Here is a 15,626-nt window from a genome sequence, read left to right on the forward strand (position 1 = left end):
ATGACGCCGAGATTTTTGCTGATTGCAAGGCGCATGAGGCGTGAAGGAGGGAGTGTACAAGAGTACATGACCGACTGAGCAACGAATGCAACGCGGCAAGCAGTAAAAAGATCAAGTTAGGGGGCTATAGCTCAGCTGGGAGAGCGCTTGGTTTGCATCCAAGAGGTCTGCGGTTCGATCCCGCATAGCTCCACCATTATTTTGGTGTTGGTTGTAACGAGATGTACGAGATTGAGTGAACCTCTGAGGTCTGCGCCGGATGGCCGGCCCGTTCGATCCCGCATAGCTCCACCATTATTTTTAACGAATGTTTTAAATAAATCGGTGTTGGTTGTTGTCGAAAGATTCCAAAGTTTATAAAAGATCTTCTTTGCTTGATTCACTACGTAAGACATCAGAAACCTGATTTTTTGATGTAACCGCACGAAGGTTACAGAAAAAGAAATTAGCTTTCTGGTTTCACACCAGCTGCTCTTTAACAAGATAAATGTAAAGTTGTAATAATTGCTGATATATAGATGAGTGTGTCTCAAGCACATAAATCTGGCGTAATTTGTTGTTGCAATTGACTTCAGTATTTTAGTTAGCGTGAGAGCGTTAATTATTAATCGTTTGAAAATCAGATATTTTTAAAAAATAGTCAATACAGTCGCTTGTGTTATATGGTCAAGCGACTAAGCGCATACGGTGGATGCCTAGGCAGATGGAGGCGATGAAGGACGTAGGAGCCTGCGATAAGGTTAGGGGAGCCGGCAAACATGCTTTGATCCTAACATTTCCGAATGGGGAAACCCACTGAGTTTACTCAGTATCGTACAGTGAATACATAGCTGTACGAAGCGAACCCGGGGAACTGAAACATCTAAGTACCCGGAGGAAAAGAAATCAACCGAGATTCCCTTAGTAGCGGCGAGCGAACGGGGACCAGCCCTTAAGCAACTTGTGTTTTAGTGGAACCTTCTGGAAAGTTGGGCGATACAGGGTGATAGCCCCGTACACGAAAAGGCACTTGTTGTGAAATCGAGTAGGACGGGACACGTGATATCCTGTTTGAACATGGGGGGACCATCCTCCAAGGCTAAATACTCCCATCTGACCGATAGTGAACCAGTACCGTGAGGGAAAGGCGAAAAGAACCCCTGTGAGGGGAGTGAAATAGATCCTGAAACCGTATGCGTACAAGCAGTAGGAGCACCTTCGTGGTGTGACTGCGTACCTTTTGTATAATGGGTCAGCGACTTATTGTATGTGGCAAGGTTAACCGTTTAGGGGAGCCGTAGGGAAACCGAGTCTTAATAGGGCGTTTTAGTCGCATGCAATAGACCCGAAACCGGGCGATCTATCCATGAGCAGGTTGAAGGTTGGGTAACACTAACTGGAGGACCGAACCCACTAATGTTGAAAAATTAGGGGATGACTTGTGGATCGGAGTGAAAGGCTAATCAAGCTCGGAGATATCTGGTTCTCCCCGAAATCTATTTAGGTAGAGCCTCGGACGAATACCACTGGGGGTAGAGCACTGTTTGGGCTAGGGGGTCATCCCGACTTACCAACCCCATGCAAACTCCGAATACCAGTGAGTACTATCCGGGAGACAGACAGCGGGTGCTAACGTCCGTTGTCAAGAGGGAAACAACCCAGACCACCAGCTAAGGTCCCAAATGTTAATTAAGTGGGAAACGATGTGGGAAGGCTTAGACAGCTAGGAGGTTGGCTTAGAAGCAGCCACCCTTTAAAGAAAGCGTAATAGCTCACTAGTCGAGTCGGCCTGCGCGGAAGATGTAACGGGGCTAAATTAGCAACCGAAGCTGTGGCTACAGACTATGTCTGTGGGGTAGGGGAGCGTTCTGTAAGCTGTTGAAGGTGTGTTGAGAAGCATGCTGGAGGTATCAGAAGTGCGAATGCTGACATGAGTAACGACAAGGGGAGTGAAAAACTCCCCCGCCGGAAGATCAAGGTTTCCTGTCCAACGTTAATCGGGACAGGGTTAGTCGGCCCCTAAGGCGAGGCGGAAACGCGTAGTCGATGGGAAGTAGGTTAATATTCCTACACTTTTTGTTACTGCGATGGAGGGACGGAGAAGGCTAGGCCATCACGGCGTTGGTTGTCCGTGTTTAAGGTTGTAGGCTGGGGGATTAGGCAAATCCGGTCCCCTAAGGCTGAGAACTGATGACGAGCTCAATTTATTGAGCGAAGTGGTTGATGCCATGCTTCCAAGAAAAGCTTCTAAGCTTCAGGTAACAAAGAACCGTACTGTAAACCGACACAGGTGATCAGGTAGAGAATACCAAGGCGCTTGAGAGAACTCGGGTGAAGGAACTAGGCAAAATAGTACCGTAACTTCGGGAGAAGGTACGCCACTGACGGTGAAGGATTTACTCCGTAAGCTGTCGGTGGTCGAAGTAACCAGTCCGCTGCAACTGTTTATTAAAAACACAGCACTCTGCAAACACGTAAGTGGACGTATAGGGTGTGACGCCTGCCCGGTGCTGGAAGGTTAATTGATGGGGTTAGCGTAAGCGAAGCTCTTGATCGAAGCCCCAGTAAACGGCGGCCGTAACTATAACGGTCCTAAGGTAGCGAAATTCCTTGTCGGGTAAGTTCCGACCTGCACGAATGGCGTAATGATGGCGGAGCTGTCTCCACCCGAGACTCAGTGAAATTGAAATCGCTGTTAAGATGCAGTGTACCCGCGGCTAGACGGAAAGACCCCGTGAACCTTTACTGTAGCTTTGCACTGAACTTTGAACCTATTTGTGTAGGATAGGTGGGAGGCTTTGAAGTCGAGACGCTAGTTTCGATGGAGCCGTCCTTGAAATACCACCCTGGTATGTTTGAGGTTCTAACGTAGGTCCCTAATCGGGATTGCGGACAGTGCATGGTGGGCAGTTTGACTGGGGCGGTCTCCTCCCAAAGAGTAACGGAGGAGCACGAAGGTTGGCTAATCCTGGTCGGAAATCAGGAGGTTAGTGTAATGGCACAAGCCAGCTTGACTGCGAGACTGACACGTCGAGCAGGTACGAAAGTAGGTCATAGTGATCCGGTGGTTCTGTATGGAAGGGCCATCGCTCAACGGATAAAAGGTACTCCGGGGATAACAGGCTGATACCGCCCAAGAGTTCACATCGACGGCGGTGTTTGGCACCTCGATGTCGGCTCATCACATCCTGGGGCTGAAGCCGGTCCCAAGGGTATGGCTGTTCGCCATTTAAAGTGGTACGCGAGCTGGGTTTAGAACGTCGTGAGACAGTTCGGTCCCTATCTGCCGTGGGCGTTGGAGATTTGAGAAGAGTTGTTCCTAGTACGAGAGGACCGGAATGAACGAACCTCTGGTGTTCGGGTTGTCATGCCAATGGCATTGCCCGGTAGCTACGTTCGGACGGGATAACCGCTGAAAGCATCTAAGCGGGAAGCCTCCTTCAAGATTAGATCTCCCTGGGACTTTAAGTCCCCTAAAGAGCCGTTGAAGACTACGACGTTGATAGGTTGGGTGTGGAAGCGCTGTGAGGCGTTGAGCTAACCAATACTAATTGCTCGTGAGGCTTGACCATATAACAGAAACGATTGTGTTGACGTTATTTTTTAGAAATGAAATAAAGTGATTTGAGAACGATCTGAAGTTATGTCTGAGAAATCAGAACGACAAATGAATCAGATTTATGTAACAAAGAGACTCAGCATCTACAGAATTATTACGACGACTTTGTGATTGAAAGATGACAAAGGCATTTATCGCCCTATTTGGAGTGAATCGCAAGTCACCGTCCATGGTACTTGAGCCCAGTCCAGCCCTTCATGGCTGGCCGTTCATGACCCCGCAAAGCAATGCTTTGCAGACGGAGCCATTCACCCATACCAGTTTGCTTGACGACCATAGCGATTTGGAACCACCTGATCCCATCCCGAACTCAGTAGTGAAACGAATTAGCGCCGATGGTAGTGTGGGGTTTCCCCATGTGAGAGTAGGACATTGTCAAGCATCTAACTAAAAACGCCCTGTAGGATATCCTGCAGGGCGTTTTGCTTTGTGCGCTCTCACAAGGGTAATCGGAGTGCCGCACCACCCCTCTTTTTATTTGTGGCAGTTCTCGGGCTTCCTGCCCTTCACTGCACCGCCACATCCCTGTGGATTGGGGCCGCTAGCCGAGGCGTCGGACCGGCGGTCCGGCCGACAAGCGGATGGCCGCCCCGCAGCTGGCCGCGCTCCGCAGCGCAGCTTTGCTGCCGGCGAAAGACGGGTTAATTTTTAAAGAAGCGGATCAATTCAGGCGGCACCGAGGACTCGTCGGGAAGGCTGTGGCGCCAAGACCTTTCCGAGAACCAAGCTCTAAAGAAACAACCTGCAGATGCACAAAAGCCCAACTGAGTACTCGGTTGGGCTTTCGCTTTTACTTGCGAAGATATACCAGTGTCTGCAAAATTTTGCAGCTTCCTGTAAGCCGCGCACTGTCAACTCAGCCTTACTCCCCAATTCAGCAATTGACTTAATAGAATTATCTTTCTGGCAATTATATTGTGCACAATATATATTTGAATTTCATTGAAACAGAGAGTGATTACCGTGAATGATATCTACCAATTTAATGCAGAGCGTCTGTCAGCTGAATCACAAGATTTCGGCGCTTTTAAAGGCAAGGTGTTGTTGATCGTTAACACGGCCAGTAAGTGCGGATTTACGCCGCAGTATAAAGGGCTTGAGGAGTTGTATAAAAAATATAAAGATCAGGGTTTCGAGATTCTTGGTTTCCCTTGTAATCAATTTGGCAAGCAGGAGCCAGGCGACAGTGCCGAAATAAGTGAATTCTGTGAACTTAATTTTGGCGTAACTTTTCCGCTTTATGCCAAGGTAGATGTAAATGGCGAGGGTGCTCACCCGCTATTTAACTGGTTGAAGGCGGAGGCTCCCGGCGTTTTTGGTACTGAGGGTATCAAGTGGAACTTTACCAAGTTTTTGGTGGGGCGGGATGGCAAAGTTATTAAGCGGTTTGCGCCAAAAGATAAGCCAGAGGCCTTGGAGGCCGAACTTAAGGTTGCGCTTGGTTAATGGTTATTGAAACCGATGATGCGAAGCTGGTGCATTTGGATCAGCAGCTTTGTTTTAAGCTCTACGCCGCTAGCCGGTTAATTATCAGGGCTTATAAGCCACTGCTAGAGCGAATGGGGGTAACCTACCCCCAGTATCTGGTATTAATGGTGTTGTGGCAGAGTAATTCGGCTGTAACGGTAGGGTGTTTAGGTGAAAAGCTGATGTTGGATTCTGGCACTTTAACGCCGTTAATCAAGCGCATGGAGGTGCTGGGTTTGGTCTCGCGGCAGAGAGGGTTAGCGGATGAGCGCCAAGTGTGGGTGCAACTTAATGACGCCGGAAAAGCACTGCAACCTATTGCTATTCAGTGGGTTAAACAGGTGTCTGTGTATTCACCTGATTTAGATTTGGCCGAACTGCGTACGCAACTTAAGGTGCTTATGGATAAGTTAGGATAAGCGTTTCATTTTTTGTTGTATTTTAGATGGAGTTTGGCTTTTACCGTTATTTTATATGCTTTGATAGGATGGGTGTCCTTTTTTCGCTTGCCTGATTTACGTCAAATGCTCTAAACTCCGCTTATTAGTTAAAAAGAGTAGAGAGCGTGTCCTACACACCCGCCAAACACTTCCGACTTATCACCACACTTACAGGCCTAAGCGGCCTGTAAGTGTCTTTGGCGTATTCAGCCATTCCGATTCTTTCCTATAAAGTTCTAACGTAAGGGTTCCCATGAGTACTGATCGTTTGGTCATATTTGATACCACGTTACGCGATGGCGAGCAAAGCCCCGGCGCATCGATGACGAAAGCTGAAAAAATTCGTATCGCGAAAATGCTTGAAAAAATGCGCGTTGATGTCATTGAGGCGGGTTTTGCTATCGCCAGCCAAGGCGACTTTGAATCGGTCAGAGCTGTTGCGGAAGCGGTAAAAGATTCCACCGTGTGTAGTCTGGCTCGCGCCGCTGATGCAGATATTGATCGCGCTGGCGAGGCTCTGGCGCCGGCCGCCGCCGGTCGCATTCATACCTTTATTGCCACCTCGCCAATTCACATGAAATACAAGCTGCAAATGCAGCCGGATCAAGTGATTGAGCGCGCGGTTCGCTCAGTCAAGCGGGCGCGTAATTTAGTGGCAGATGTGGAGTTTTCTTTAGAAGATGCGAGTCGCTCTGAACATGAATTCATGTGCCGTATCATTGAGGCCGTTATCGACGCTGGTGCCACGACGATTAACTTGCCAGACACGGTCGGCTATGGTGAGCCGCTGGAATATGGTTTGATGTTTTCACGCTTAATTACCGCGGTACCCAATGCCGATAAAGCGATTTTTTCAACCCATTGTCATAATGATTTAGGTTTGGCTGTTGCTAACTCGCTAAGCGCCGTAAGGCATGGCGCTCGCCAAGTGGAGTGCACGATCAATGGCTTGGGCGAGCGTGCAGGCAACGCGTCACTCGAAGAAATCGTCATGGCCATGCGAACCCGCAAAGATGTTTTGAATGTGGATACCCGCATTGATGCTACCCACATAGTGCCGACTTCTCGCTTGGTGGCGAGCGTAACGGGATTTCCTGTTCAGCCGAATAAGGCCATTGTCGGGGCTAACGCCTTTGCTCACGAATCGGGTATTCATCAAGATGGTGTGTTGAAACATCGTGAAACCTACGAAATTATGCGCGCCGAAGATGTGGGCTGGAACTCCAATAAATTGGTGTTAGGTAAACACTCGGGGCGCGCAGCGGTTAAATCTCGCTTTGACGAGCTAGGTATTAGTTTTGAGAGCCAAGAGGTTTTTAACGAAGCCTTCGTGCGCTTTAAGACGTTAGCGGATAAAAAACATGAAATTTTCGATGAAGATCTACAGGCGCTAGTGTCTGACGTGCGCGAGAGTCTTTCGAGCCACCAGTTTCAGTTTGAGACGTTGGAAGTGCTGTGTAAAACCGGTCAGGTGCCCAACGCTAAGGTAAGTGTAATAGTCGACGGCGAATTAAAGCGCGCTGAAGCAGAAGGTAGTGGGGCGGTAGATGCCACATTTAAAGCCATTGAAAAAATTGCCTGTAGCGATACCGAGTTACAACTCTATTCGGTTAATGCCATTACCCAGGGCACGGAGGCGCAGGGTGAAGTGACTGTTCGCTTGAGTAAGCAGGGTTTTATCGTCAATGGCACCGGCGCTGATACCGATATTGTCATCGCCTCTGCTAAAGCTTACATAGATGCGTTAAACTTGCTGGCTGAAGATAAGCACAAAGAGCACCCGCAGCGCGAGGGTGTCTAATAGACGGTGAGCTAACTAATGCAGGAAATGGCCAGACAGCAATATTTGGAGGCGATGGGTATACAAACCTACATGCCCAAGTGGGTATTGCCGTCTGCGCCTTTGCCTTTGCAATGTGATCTAGCAAGCTTAACGATTGAGCAAGTCGATTCGGCGCCCGCGCTTAATGCGTCTTCAGCGACGCTTACTGCCAACCAAAGTTGCACCGCTGACTCAGTTTCCGCACCAGAGGCCGTAGGCGATCTATTGCAGTCTATGCTGGCGAGCGCCAAAGTAGCAGAGTCTGCTAAGGCGCCCAGTAAAATTGCTAACCTGTCTTTATTGGCTAAACAGCAACAATCGGAAAAGCTTGAAGCCTTCGCCGTTAATTTATGGCAGTTCACGGGCTTGATCGTTGTTGCCGATCGGCAGGTGCAGAAAGCATTACCTGTTAATGTCTTGTTAAAGAATATTCTTATCGCCTTGGGGCGCTCGATTGCTGACGCGCAGAAGCCCGAGGTGATTAAATGGCCTTTAGAGGGCCTGAGTGCTGCGCAAAGTGGCCCCGCTGATACCTATTTAAAATCCATTTTGCTGGCGCGCAGATTTGCTGGCCAAGCCACAAGTTTGTTGTGTTTTGGCGACATGAGTTCGCGCAACCTATTGAATCAAGATACTCCGCTTTACGCGCAAACGCAGGTTGGGTTATCGGATACAGAGGCGATGCCCGCGATTTGCCTCCCGAGTCTGGAGGCGCTAATAGAGACGCCTGAAATGAAAGCATCCGTTTGGGCTGCTATATCGCACCTGCGCCTTTCTTAACCAAAGCAACTCAATGAACACGACAGATTTACCGCTGCGCTTATTATTCCCTGCTGATATCGATATTGTGATGGAGATTGAATCTGTCGCGCATTCGCACCCCTGGAAGCGCAAAAATATGGATGACAGTTTGGCGGGTCACCATCGCTGCGTGGGTTATTTCGATCAGGATAAATTATTGGGGTTTTATATTGCCTCGGCTGCCGGCGGCGATGCGGAGTTATTGGATATTGCGGTTAGTCCAAAATGTCAGCGAAAAGGCGTTGCCTCCGCCTTGATGGACGATTTGATGGTTTGGGCGGAAAAAAAGGCAGAAACGGTATTTTTAGAAGTGCGGGTAAGCAATAAAAAAGCGATACGCCTCTATCAACGCTACGATTTTATGGAAGTCGGCGAGCGGCCAAACTACTACCCAACTCTCAATGGCAAAGAGCACGCATTAATTATGGCGCGTTATATGGCGTAGTTGAGTGTGCTACCCGCAGCCGTTTCTCTTTAGCTTTTCGCGGGATTTTTCGATAGTTTTCTTTGTAGGGTGCGTCTGTGCATATTCAGTGCTCGCGCTGTTGCAGAGATGTTGCCATCGAGCTCGTGCAAAATACGCTGTATATGCTCCCACTCGAGTCTTTCCACTGAGGGTGGCGCTATATCAATTTTTTCTGTCGCTAAGCTATCGCCAAAGGCGTTAATAATTTCGTCTGTATCGGCAGGTTTTGGCAGGTATTGCACCGCACCACGCTTAATAGCTTCTACCGCCGTTACAATGCTGGCGTAGCCAGTGAGCATCACAATGGCACAGGCGGGTTGACGCATTTGAATGCGCGCTATGGCATCTAGACCGCTTTCGTGAGCCATTTTTAAGTCGACAATAGCGCGATTAAATTGCACTTCAGAAAGCAGCGCTTCTAGCTCCGTCAGGTTATGACATGAGCTCACGGTTTGGCCGCGCTTTTTCAGTGATCGGCTCAGTGTTTCAGTGAGCGCAATATCGTCATCGAGTAAAAGATAGTGCAATGGGTTGTGTCCTATTGGCAGGCTTCAATCATGATGGGTAAGTCAATGCGTGTGATTTTATGGTTTAGTTCTTCGAGCATGATGAGTTGGCCTCGATGCCTTTCAATTGTGCTGTTGGAAAGGTAGACGCCCAAGCCTAAGCCCTCTGCTTTGCTGCTGTTAAAGGGTTGGCCCCACTGTTGTTTAATTTCATGAGCGATGCTACCGCCGAAGTCGATGATATCGAGCTTCAGTCTAGGGTCAGCGGTGTTAATTTGCAGCAGCTCCACCTGTATTGTAATGGCCTGCTCTGACTGTTCGGCGGCATTGTTCATCAGGTTGATTAGGGATTGCGTTAAGGTTGTGTCTGCCATCAGGTAAGCGTTATTGGCAAGCGAGCTGAGGTTGTGTGAAAGGCGCTTTTGTGGGTTGATCAATTGCCATTGGTCGATGGTGTCTTCAAGCCACGTTTTTAGTTGTAAGCGATTCTGCTGAACATGTATGCCTGCTTCTGCTTGATCGCGCAGCTTTCTGAGTGAATGTTGGCACAGGTCTATTTGTGATGCGATAAGCTTCGCGTCTTCAACGATGTCGGCATTCGGCGCAGCCGCGACTATATCTTTGGCGACAATTTTTATGGTGGTTAGTGGCGTGCCCAGTTCGTGCGCAGCACCAGCGGCGAGTGTCGCAATGGCAGTAAGCTGCTCCGCGCGCAGACCATGTTCTCGCTGGTTTTGAATAATGCGATCTTGTTCTCGAAGTTCGCTCGCCATGCGCGTAAGAAAGGTTACGATGATCCCGGCGCTGAACACAAAATTTAGCCACATACCGTAAATATGCAGCGAGGAGTCTTGTGTGGGCATGTGGTGCATTGCGTGGGCTGGCGCTAAGGATTGTACTGGAATGTAGCGACTTAAGAGCCACCAGTAGCAGCCAATGCACAGTGCCGCTATGACAAACGTGAAGCGAACGGGAAGCGCGATCGCGGCAATGCACAGAGGAATCAGTAGGTAGCTAACAAAAGGATTAGTGGCGCCGCCGGTGAAATAAAGCAGGGTTGATAGGCCAATGATATCCACGGTTAACTGGGTCATAAATTCAGCGTTGCTAGCGCGGACTTGACCTTTGATCCGCCAGTGGGTCAGCAGATTCAACATGCAAAATAGCGCAATCAGCCACAATAGCGTTTGGTATTCCAACACGAGGTTTAATTTTACGTAAGCCGCGCCTAAAGAAATGAGAAGCGCAATGAATAGCATCCAGCGCAGTAATACTAAGGTGCGTAGATTTTGCGTGAGCTGACGCTGGAAAGTGTGTTCGTTGTTCGCTGTTTTCATAGCCGCATTATAGGGCTAAATGCGTGAATGTTATCGCGCTGCGACAATAAGCCGCAGTCATCAGATGGATGGCGTGATGGCGCAAGTGCAAGCCGCTCCCCCCGGAGCGGCTTGGTGTATAATTGCCGTTTTCCAAGATCATCAAGGCTCATGAACCCAGCTAGTCGGCCAGTCCTTACAGAAGGCGCGGTAGGTCCGCATTTGCGCGACATGGCAATGCCCATGGTATGGGGCTTATTGGCCACTATGTCCTTTAATGCTGTCGATACACTGTTCGTTGCCCAGCTGGGTCATACCGAACTCGCGGCAATGAGTTTCACCTTTCCCGTTGTTATGGTGTTGACCAGCATCGCCATTGGTTTGGGTGCCGGTACCTCGTCCGCGGTCGCGCGCGCCATAGGGGGTAACAATCACCACCTCGCTCAGCGTATGGCAACGGACTCCATGACCCTGACCACTATCATCAGCGTGGTGATGTGCGCCATTGGTATTTTTACCATCAACCCTTTGTTCACCCTGTTAGGTGCCGAGCCTGAATTGCTCCCTTTAATTCACGACTATATGTGGATTTGGTATTTCAGCGCGCCCTGCTTAATGGTGCCTATGGTGGGCTTGGCGTCCTTGCGCGCTATGGGCTTGGCACGCATTCAGGGCACGCTCATGATGGCGGCGGCGGTATTAAATTTAATTCTTGATCCGATCTTGATCTTTGGGCTTTTTGGTTTCCCTCGTTTAGAACTGGAAGGCGCGGCGCTTGCGACCTTAATCACCCGTGCTATGAGTCTCGTCGTGGTGATATTTGTGTTGGATAAACGCTTATCGATGCTTGTTAACCCCTTCGCGAAGTTGGAAGAGGTGATGGTATCTTGGCGAGCAATTGTGCACGTGGGTGTGCCCGCCATGATTAACAATATCATTATCCCTCTCGCCAGTGGCGTAGTGGTGTATTTGGTCGCCGCCTACGGAACGGTAGCAGTGGCAGGATTAGGTATTGCCATGCGCGTTGAGCCGATTGTGCTCATAGTTTTTTACGCGTTATCGGGCGTCGTAGGCCCTTTCTGCGGGCAAAATTTAGGCGCTGAAAAATTTGATCGTTTAGAGGCAACGTTAAACGTGATGACAAAGTTCTGCCTCAGTTTTGGCGTGGTGCTGGCATTATTTTTGTGGTTGGCTGGCGAATATTTAGTGCGCTTATTTTCCGGTGCTGATGCCGTGGTTGCGATTGCCATGAGCTATTTATTCATTGTGCCCATTAGTTATGGCGCCTATGGATTGGTCATGTCAGTAAATGCCGCTTTCAATGGCATAGGTCAGCCCATGCCCGGTGTGGCAATTTCCTTTTTACGCGTTATTGGCTTGTACTTACCGTTGGCGTGGCTATTTCAGTGGCAGTGGGGCGTGACGGGTCTTTTTGTTGCAACAGCCCTGTGTAATCTCTTGGTGGGTTTTATTGCGTGGCTTTGGCTTAAGCGACGCTTTCAGCAGGTCGCCGCTTAAGCCATTTCTAGTAATTAGTCAGTAGGCTAGATAGCCGATACGCCACCATCCACCGCAATGGCCAAGCCGGTCATGTAGGTATTGCCCGGTGACAATAACAATAGCATGGCGTTGACTATTTCTATGGGTTCGGCACAACGACGCATAGGAGAGTTGCGACTGAGTGCGACTTTGGCCTGCTCCACACCTGCTGCTGAAAGTGCGGATTCAGTCACTAAGGGTGTGAGGGCGAAAAAGGGGCAGATTGCGTTGACGCGAATGTTCAACGCAGCATTTTCAACCGCTGCTGTTTTCGACAGGCCAATGACCGCGTGTTTTGCCGCACTGTAGGCGGCCAACCGCGGGGCAGCACCTAGGCCAGCCATGGAGCTGACGTTGAGAATGACGCCGCTGCCCTTGGTTTTCATGGCTTTGATTTGGTGACGCATGCCGTATTGCACGCCCATTACGTTCACTCGCCACTGAGATTCAAAGTCTTTATCGGTAACGTCTTCGGTGAGCTCGAGGGCTTGGCCGATGCCTGCATTGTTGACGGCAATATCGAGTTGCCCGAATTGATCCATCGCGCTGTCGACCATGGCTTTGCAATTGTCTTCTGCGGCTACATTGCAATTCTGTGCGATGACTTTTGTACCACTGGCTTTGAGCTTTTTGGCTAAGGCTTGAAGGGCCTCGGTTTTGATATCGCCAAGGACTAAATTGGCGCCGCGCGCGGCTAGCTCTTCGGCCAGCAATGCGCCGAAACCTTGTGCGGCGCCAGTAATTAAAACAGTCTTTCCGGTGAAATCGAGTAGCTTATCCATTTTAAATTCCTTAAGCGTTTAGGCCGCCATCGACCACAATACATTGTCCAGTGGTATAGCTGCTGGCGTCTGATACTAAATACAACACGGCGCCGGCCATCTCGTCTGGCTTAGCGTGGCGCTTCATGGGAATATTGGCGATGGCGTGGTTGTAGATGCCGTCGTCGGTGAAGAGTGCGCCGGCAAATTTAGTTTTAGTGAAACCGGGTAGAAGGGCATTGCAGCGAATATTAAATTCAGCACATTCGCGCGCGAAGGCTTGCGTCATGTTAACCACGGCAGCTTTAGTGATTGAATAAATACCCTGAAAATGGCCGGGACTAAGCGCATTGACCGACGCGGTATTAACAATGTTGCCGCCGCCGTTTTCGCGCATCAGTTTTCCACCTTCAACCGACATAAAAAAGTAACCGCGAATATTCACATCCACGGTTTTTTGGAAGGCACCAAGGTCGGTGTCGAGAATGTGTCCGAAATAAGGATTGGCTGCACCGTTGTTGACTAAAATATCGAGCTTACCTTTGTGTTTGTCGCGTATAAATTGAAACGTATTACTGATACTTTCCATGTCGCCAACGTGACAGGCCCACGCTTCGGCGCTGCCGCCGTCGGCGATAATATCGTCGGCTACGCGCTGACAGTCAGCCACTTTTCGGCTGGAGACGATGACGTGTGCACCATAGGCGGCCAAGGTTTTAGCGATAGATTCGCCAATACCGCGGCTAGCGCCGCTGACTAAAGCGATCTTTCCTGTGAGACTAAATAGATCTTTTTTCATGACGTGAATACCTACATGATAATTAAGGTTTTAGAATAACTTTGCCAATAACTTTGCGGCTCATGACTTTTTCGAGTGCCTTGACGGTATCCTTGAGAGGGAACACTTGGTCCACCACAACTTTTACCTTTCCGTCTACATACCAGCGCAATAATTCCTGCATGTTGGCAGCGAAATCTTTCGGTTGCTTTTGCGTGAAGGTGCCCCAGAAAACGCCGACCAGACTAAAACCTTTTACCAAGGCCAAATTGACGGCTAACTCAGGAATTTTACCGCTGGCAAATCCGACCACCAATAGCCGCCCATTCCAAGCCATGTTGCGTGCACAGGCATCAAACATATCGCCGCCAACGCACTCATAAACAACGTCGACACCTTGGCCATTGGTTAAGGCTTTAAGCTCTTTTTTTAAATCCTTTTCTGAATAATTAATTAATATGTCGGCGCCGTTAATGCGGGCCTGTTCGAGTTTTTCCGGGCTAGATGCTGCTGCAATAACGCGCGCGCCCATGGCTTTGCCTATTTGTACGGCTGCAAGTCCGGTGCCGCCTGCAGCGCCGGTCACCAGTAAGGTCTCTCCCGGTTGGATGTTGGCGCGTTGCTTGAGTGCGTGATGGGCCGTGGCGTGGGCGGTAATTAAACCGGCGGCTTCTTCAAAAGGAATCTGCTCGGGTAGCGGTAACACCATCTTTGCGTTGATGGCTAATTTTTCGGCGTAGCAATTCAATAAGTTACAGCACACAACTCTCTGGCCAACTTTTAAATGTTGCACCTCGGCACCAACACTTTCAACAACGCCCGCGGCTTCAGTCCCCGGTACGAAGGGTGTTGGTGGCTTCATCTGGTACAGGCCTTGTACCAGGAGCCCATCGGGAAAATTAACACCGCAGGCTTCTACTCGAATCACCACTTCATCGGATTTTGCTACAGGATCAGGCATGTCGCCGTAGTGCAGCTGTTCGAGTGGTCCATAATTTTTACAGATAACGGCTTTCATTTTGTTTGCCCTATATTGCAGAATTATTTTTCATGTAAACACTGAAGGCCAAATTGCGCGAGTGGCGCAACCATCGCGCCTACGGCTGCCGCCTTTTTATTGGATGCGTTTCCTTGGCTGGCGCGCTTGGCTACACCTTGTGCAATAGCAGCCAAGCGGAAGAAACTAAAGGCGAGATAGAATTCCCAGTGCTGAATGCGATCGATACCACGGTTTTCACAGTAGCGCGCAATGTATTCAGCCTCACTCGGAATACCTAAGGCTTTTCGATCAACGCCCATTAATCCAGACATTGCTGTTCTGTCTGTTGAATGGGGTAGGCGCATTTGCATACATTGATAGGCGAGATCTGCGTAGGGGTGGCCGAGGGTGGATAGCTCCCAATCCAACACCGCAATAATGCGGCTGTTGTCTTTGCTGAACATTAAATTGTCTAACCGGTAATCACCGTGCGCGAGCGAGATCATGCCATCGTCGGCGGGCATTGCTTGTGGCAGATGTTCAATTAATTGATTCATTGCATGGATAGGCTGCAGCTCTGATGCCACGTATTGTCCGCTCCAGCGTTCGAATTGGCGTGCGAAGTAGTTGCCGGGTTTACCGTAGTCGCTGAGACCCACGGCGCTAATATCCACATCGTGTAGGGCTGCAAGTACGCGGTTCATCTCGTTGTACATGGCCGATCGCTGGTTATTATCTTTCGCTTCCGGCAGCGCCGCGCCCCAATAAATATTGCCGTCGCAGAAATCCATAACATAAAACATTGAGCCGATGACGCTCGTGTCTTCGCAAAGGTGATATGCCTTTGCCACCGGAACGTCGGTATCTTTTAACGCCTTGAGCACACGGTACTCTCTATCCACGGCATGGGCTGATTTTAGTAGTGTGCCCGGTGGCTGGCGTCTCAACACATAGACGCCAGAACTGGCCGTTAATTTAAACGTTGGGTTGGATTGCCCGCCTGGAAATTTTTCAGCACTAAAAGGGCCGCGAAAGCCCTTCACATGTTGCTCTAGATAAGGCCTCAGTTTTTCTGTGTCTAGATGTTGTACGGCATCTTTTTCAGACATGTTATTTTCCTATAGGTATTTCGGGGACATTCTTGACCTGCGTC

General features: G+C 49.5%; 12 protein-coding genes, 1 tRNA gene and 2 rRNA genes. 9 read left to right on the forward strand and 6 right to left on the reverse strand.

Translation table 11 applies throughout. The features are described 5' to 3' along the window. Positions 1–120 precede the first annotated feature (120 nt). The 8 genes from ACGHTT_RS02955 to rimI all read left to right on the forward strand — a co-directional run bounded on the left by ACGHTT_RS02955 (position 121) and on the right by rimI (position 8,573). Positions 121–196 (forward strand) — tRNA-Ala (locus ACGHTT_RS02955). 468 nt (positions 197–664) lie between these two features. Continuing rightward, positions 665–3,551: ribosomal RNA gene (locus ACGHTT_RS02960) — 23S ribosomal RNA — on the forward strand. A 312-nt stretch (positions 3,552–3,863) separates the two neighbouring features. Beyond that, positions 3,864–3,979, forward strand: a 5S ribosomal RNA gene (gene rrf, locus ACGHTT_RS02965). A 582-nt stretch (positions 3,980–4,561) separates the two neighbouring features. Then, the gene (locus ACGHTT_RS02970) at positions 4,562–5,044 is read left to right on the forward strand and encodes a glutathione peroxidase (RefSeq protein WP_390593396.1); all 483 of its coding nucleotides are present in this window, start codon (positions 4,562–4,564) and stop codon (positions 5,042–5,044) included. Then, entirely contained in the window at positions 5,044–5,484 is a 441-nt protein-coding gene (locus ACGHTT_RS02975) for a MarR family winged helix-turn-helix transcriptional regulator (protein WP_390593397.1), read from the forward strand. Before ACGHTT_RS02970 ends, ACGHTT_RS02975 begins: the two co-directional genes overlap by 1 nt. Before the next feature lie 274 nt (positions 5,485–5,758). Further along, positions 5,759–7,306 carry a 2-isopropylmalate synthase gene (locus ACGHTT_RS02980; protein ID WP_390593398.1) on the forward strand — a complete coding sequence of 516 codons (1,548 nt, stop codon included), beginning with the start codon at positions 5,759–5,761 and terminating at the stop codon, positions 7,304–7,306. Between the two features lie 18 nt (positions 7,307–7,324). Next, positions 7,325–8,107 (forward strand): hypothetical protein, encoded by a 783-nt coding sequence (locus ACGHTT_RS02985; protein ID WP_390593399.1) that lies wholly within the window; start codon positions 7,325–7,327, stop codon positions 8,105–8,107. A 13-nt stretch (positions 8,108–8,120) separates the two neighbouring features. Further along, entirely contained in the window at positions 8,121–8,573 is a 453-nt protein-coding gene (gene rimI, locus ACGHTT_RS02990; protein WP_390593400.1) for a ribosomal protein S18-alanine N-acetyltransferase, read from the forward strand. A 29-nt stretch (positions 8,574–8,602) separates the two neighbouring features. Here the strand turns inward: rimI and ACGHTT_RS02995 are convergent, their stop codons facing one another. Further along, a complete protein-coding gene (locus ACGHTT_RS02995; protein ID WP_390593402.1) occupies positions 8,603–9,121 on the reverse strand; it encodes a response regulator transcription factor in 519 nt (172 codons plus the stop codon). A gap of 11 nt (positions 9,122–9,132) precedes the next feature. Then, positions 9,133–10,437: an ATP-binding protein gene (locus ACGHTT_RS03000; RefSeq protein WP_390593403.1), complete on the reverse strand. Its 1,305-nt coding sequence runs from the start codon at positions 10,435–10,437 to the stop codon at positions 9,133–9,135. A 150-nt stretch (positions 10,438–10,587) separates the two neighbouring features. On the opposite strand from ACGHTT_RS03000, the gene ACGHTT_RS03005 reads away from it, so the two are divergent. Then, on the forward strand, positions 10,588–11,934 hold the full coding sequence (locus tag ACGHTT_RS03005; RefSeq protein ID WP_390593404.1) for an MATE family efflux transporter: 1,347 nt from the start codon (positions 10,588–10,590) through the stop codon (positions 11,932–11,934). Positions 11,935–11,960: 26 nt separating this feature from the next. On the opposite strand, the gene ACGHTT_RS03010 is transcribed toward ACGHTT_RS03005, so the two are convergent. From ACGHTT_RS03010 to ACGHTT_RS03025, 4 genes are read right to left on the reverse strand one after another with little or no spacing between them, the layout of a single operon-like run. Next, positions 11,961–12,737, reverse strand: a complete 777-nt coding sequence (locus tag ACGHTT_RS03010) for an SDR family NAD(P)-dependent oxidoreductase (RefSeq protein ID WP_390593406.1) — start codon at positions 12,735–12,737, stop codon at positions 11,961–11,963. Between the two features lie 10 nt (positions 12,738–12,747). Continuing rightward, positions 12,748–13,515: an SDR family oxidoreductase gene (locus ACGHTT_RS03015; RefSeq protein WP_390593408.1), complete on the reverse strand. Its 768-nt coding sequence runs from the start codon at positions 13,513–13,515 to the stop codon at positions 12,748–12,750. A gap of 22 nt (positions 13,516–13,537) precedes the next feature. After that, positions 13,538–14,512, reverse strand: coding sequence for an NADPH:quinone oxidoreductase family protein (locus tag ACGHTT_RS03020; RefSeq protein WP_390593410.1), 975 nt, complete (start codon positions 14,510–14,512; stop codon positions 13,538–13,540). 23 nt (positions 14,513–14,535) lie between these two features. Next, the gene (locus ACGHTT_RS03025; RefSeq protein WP_390593411.1) at positions 14,536–15,582 is read right to left on the reverse strand and encodes a phosphotransferase; all 1,047 of its coding nucleotides are present in this window, start codon (positions 15,580–15,582) and stop codon (positions 14,536–14,538) included. Positions 15,583–15,626 lie beyond the last annotated feature (44 nt).

Origin of the sequence: Simiduia litorea (genome assembly GCF_042853465.1) — a bacterium.
GTDB classification, from domain to species: domain Bacteria; phylum Pseudomonadota; class Gammaproteobacteria; order Pseudomonadales; family Cellvibrionaceae; genus Simiduia; species Simiduia litorea.

Coding starts and splice junctions, on each gene's coding strand:
- rimI (WP_390593400.1), top strand. CDS start 8,121: ATGAACACGACAGATTTACCGCTGCGCTTATTATTCCCTGCTGATATC.
- ACGHTT_RS03025 (WP_390593411.1), bottom strand. CDS start 15,582: ATGTCTGAAAAAGATGCCGTACAACATCTAGACACAGAAAAACTGAGG.
- ACGHTT_RS03000 (WP_390593403.1), bottom strand. CDS start 10,437: ATGAAAACAGCGAACAACGAACACACTTTCCAGCGTCAGCTCACGCAA.
- ACGHTT_RS03010 (WP_390593406.1), bottom strand. CDS start 12,737: ATGGATAAGCTACTCGATTTCACCGGAAAGACTGTTTTAATTACTGGC.
- ACGHTT_RS03005 (WP_390593404.1), top strand. CDS start 10,588: ATGAACCCAGCTAGTCGGCCAGTCCTTACAGAAGGCGCGGTAGGTCCG.
- ACGHTT_RS03015 (WP_390593408.1), bottom strand. CDS start 13,515: ATGAAAAAAGATCTATTTAGTCTCACAGGAAAGATCGCTTTAGTCAGC.
- ACGHTT_RS02975 (WP_390593397.1), top strand. CDS start 5,044: ATGGTTATTGAAACCGATGATGCGAAGCTGGTGCATTTGGATCAGCAG.
- ACGHTT_RS03020 (WP_390593410.1), bottom strand. CDS start 14,512: ATGAAAGCCGTTATCTGTAAAAATTATGGACCACTCGAACAGCTGCAC.
- ACGHTT_RS02980 (WP_390593398.1), top strand. CDS start 5,759: ATGAGTACTGATCGTTTGGTCATATTTGATACCACGTTACGCGATGGC.
- ACGHTT_RS02985 (WP_390593399.1), top strand. CDS start 7,325: ATGCAGGAAATGGCCAGACAGCAATATTTGGAGGCGATGGGTATACAA.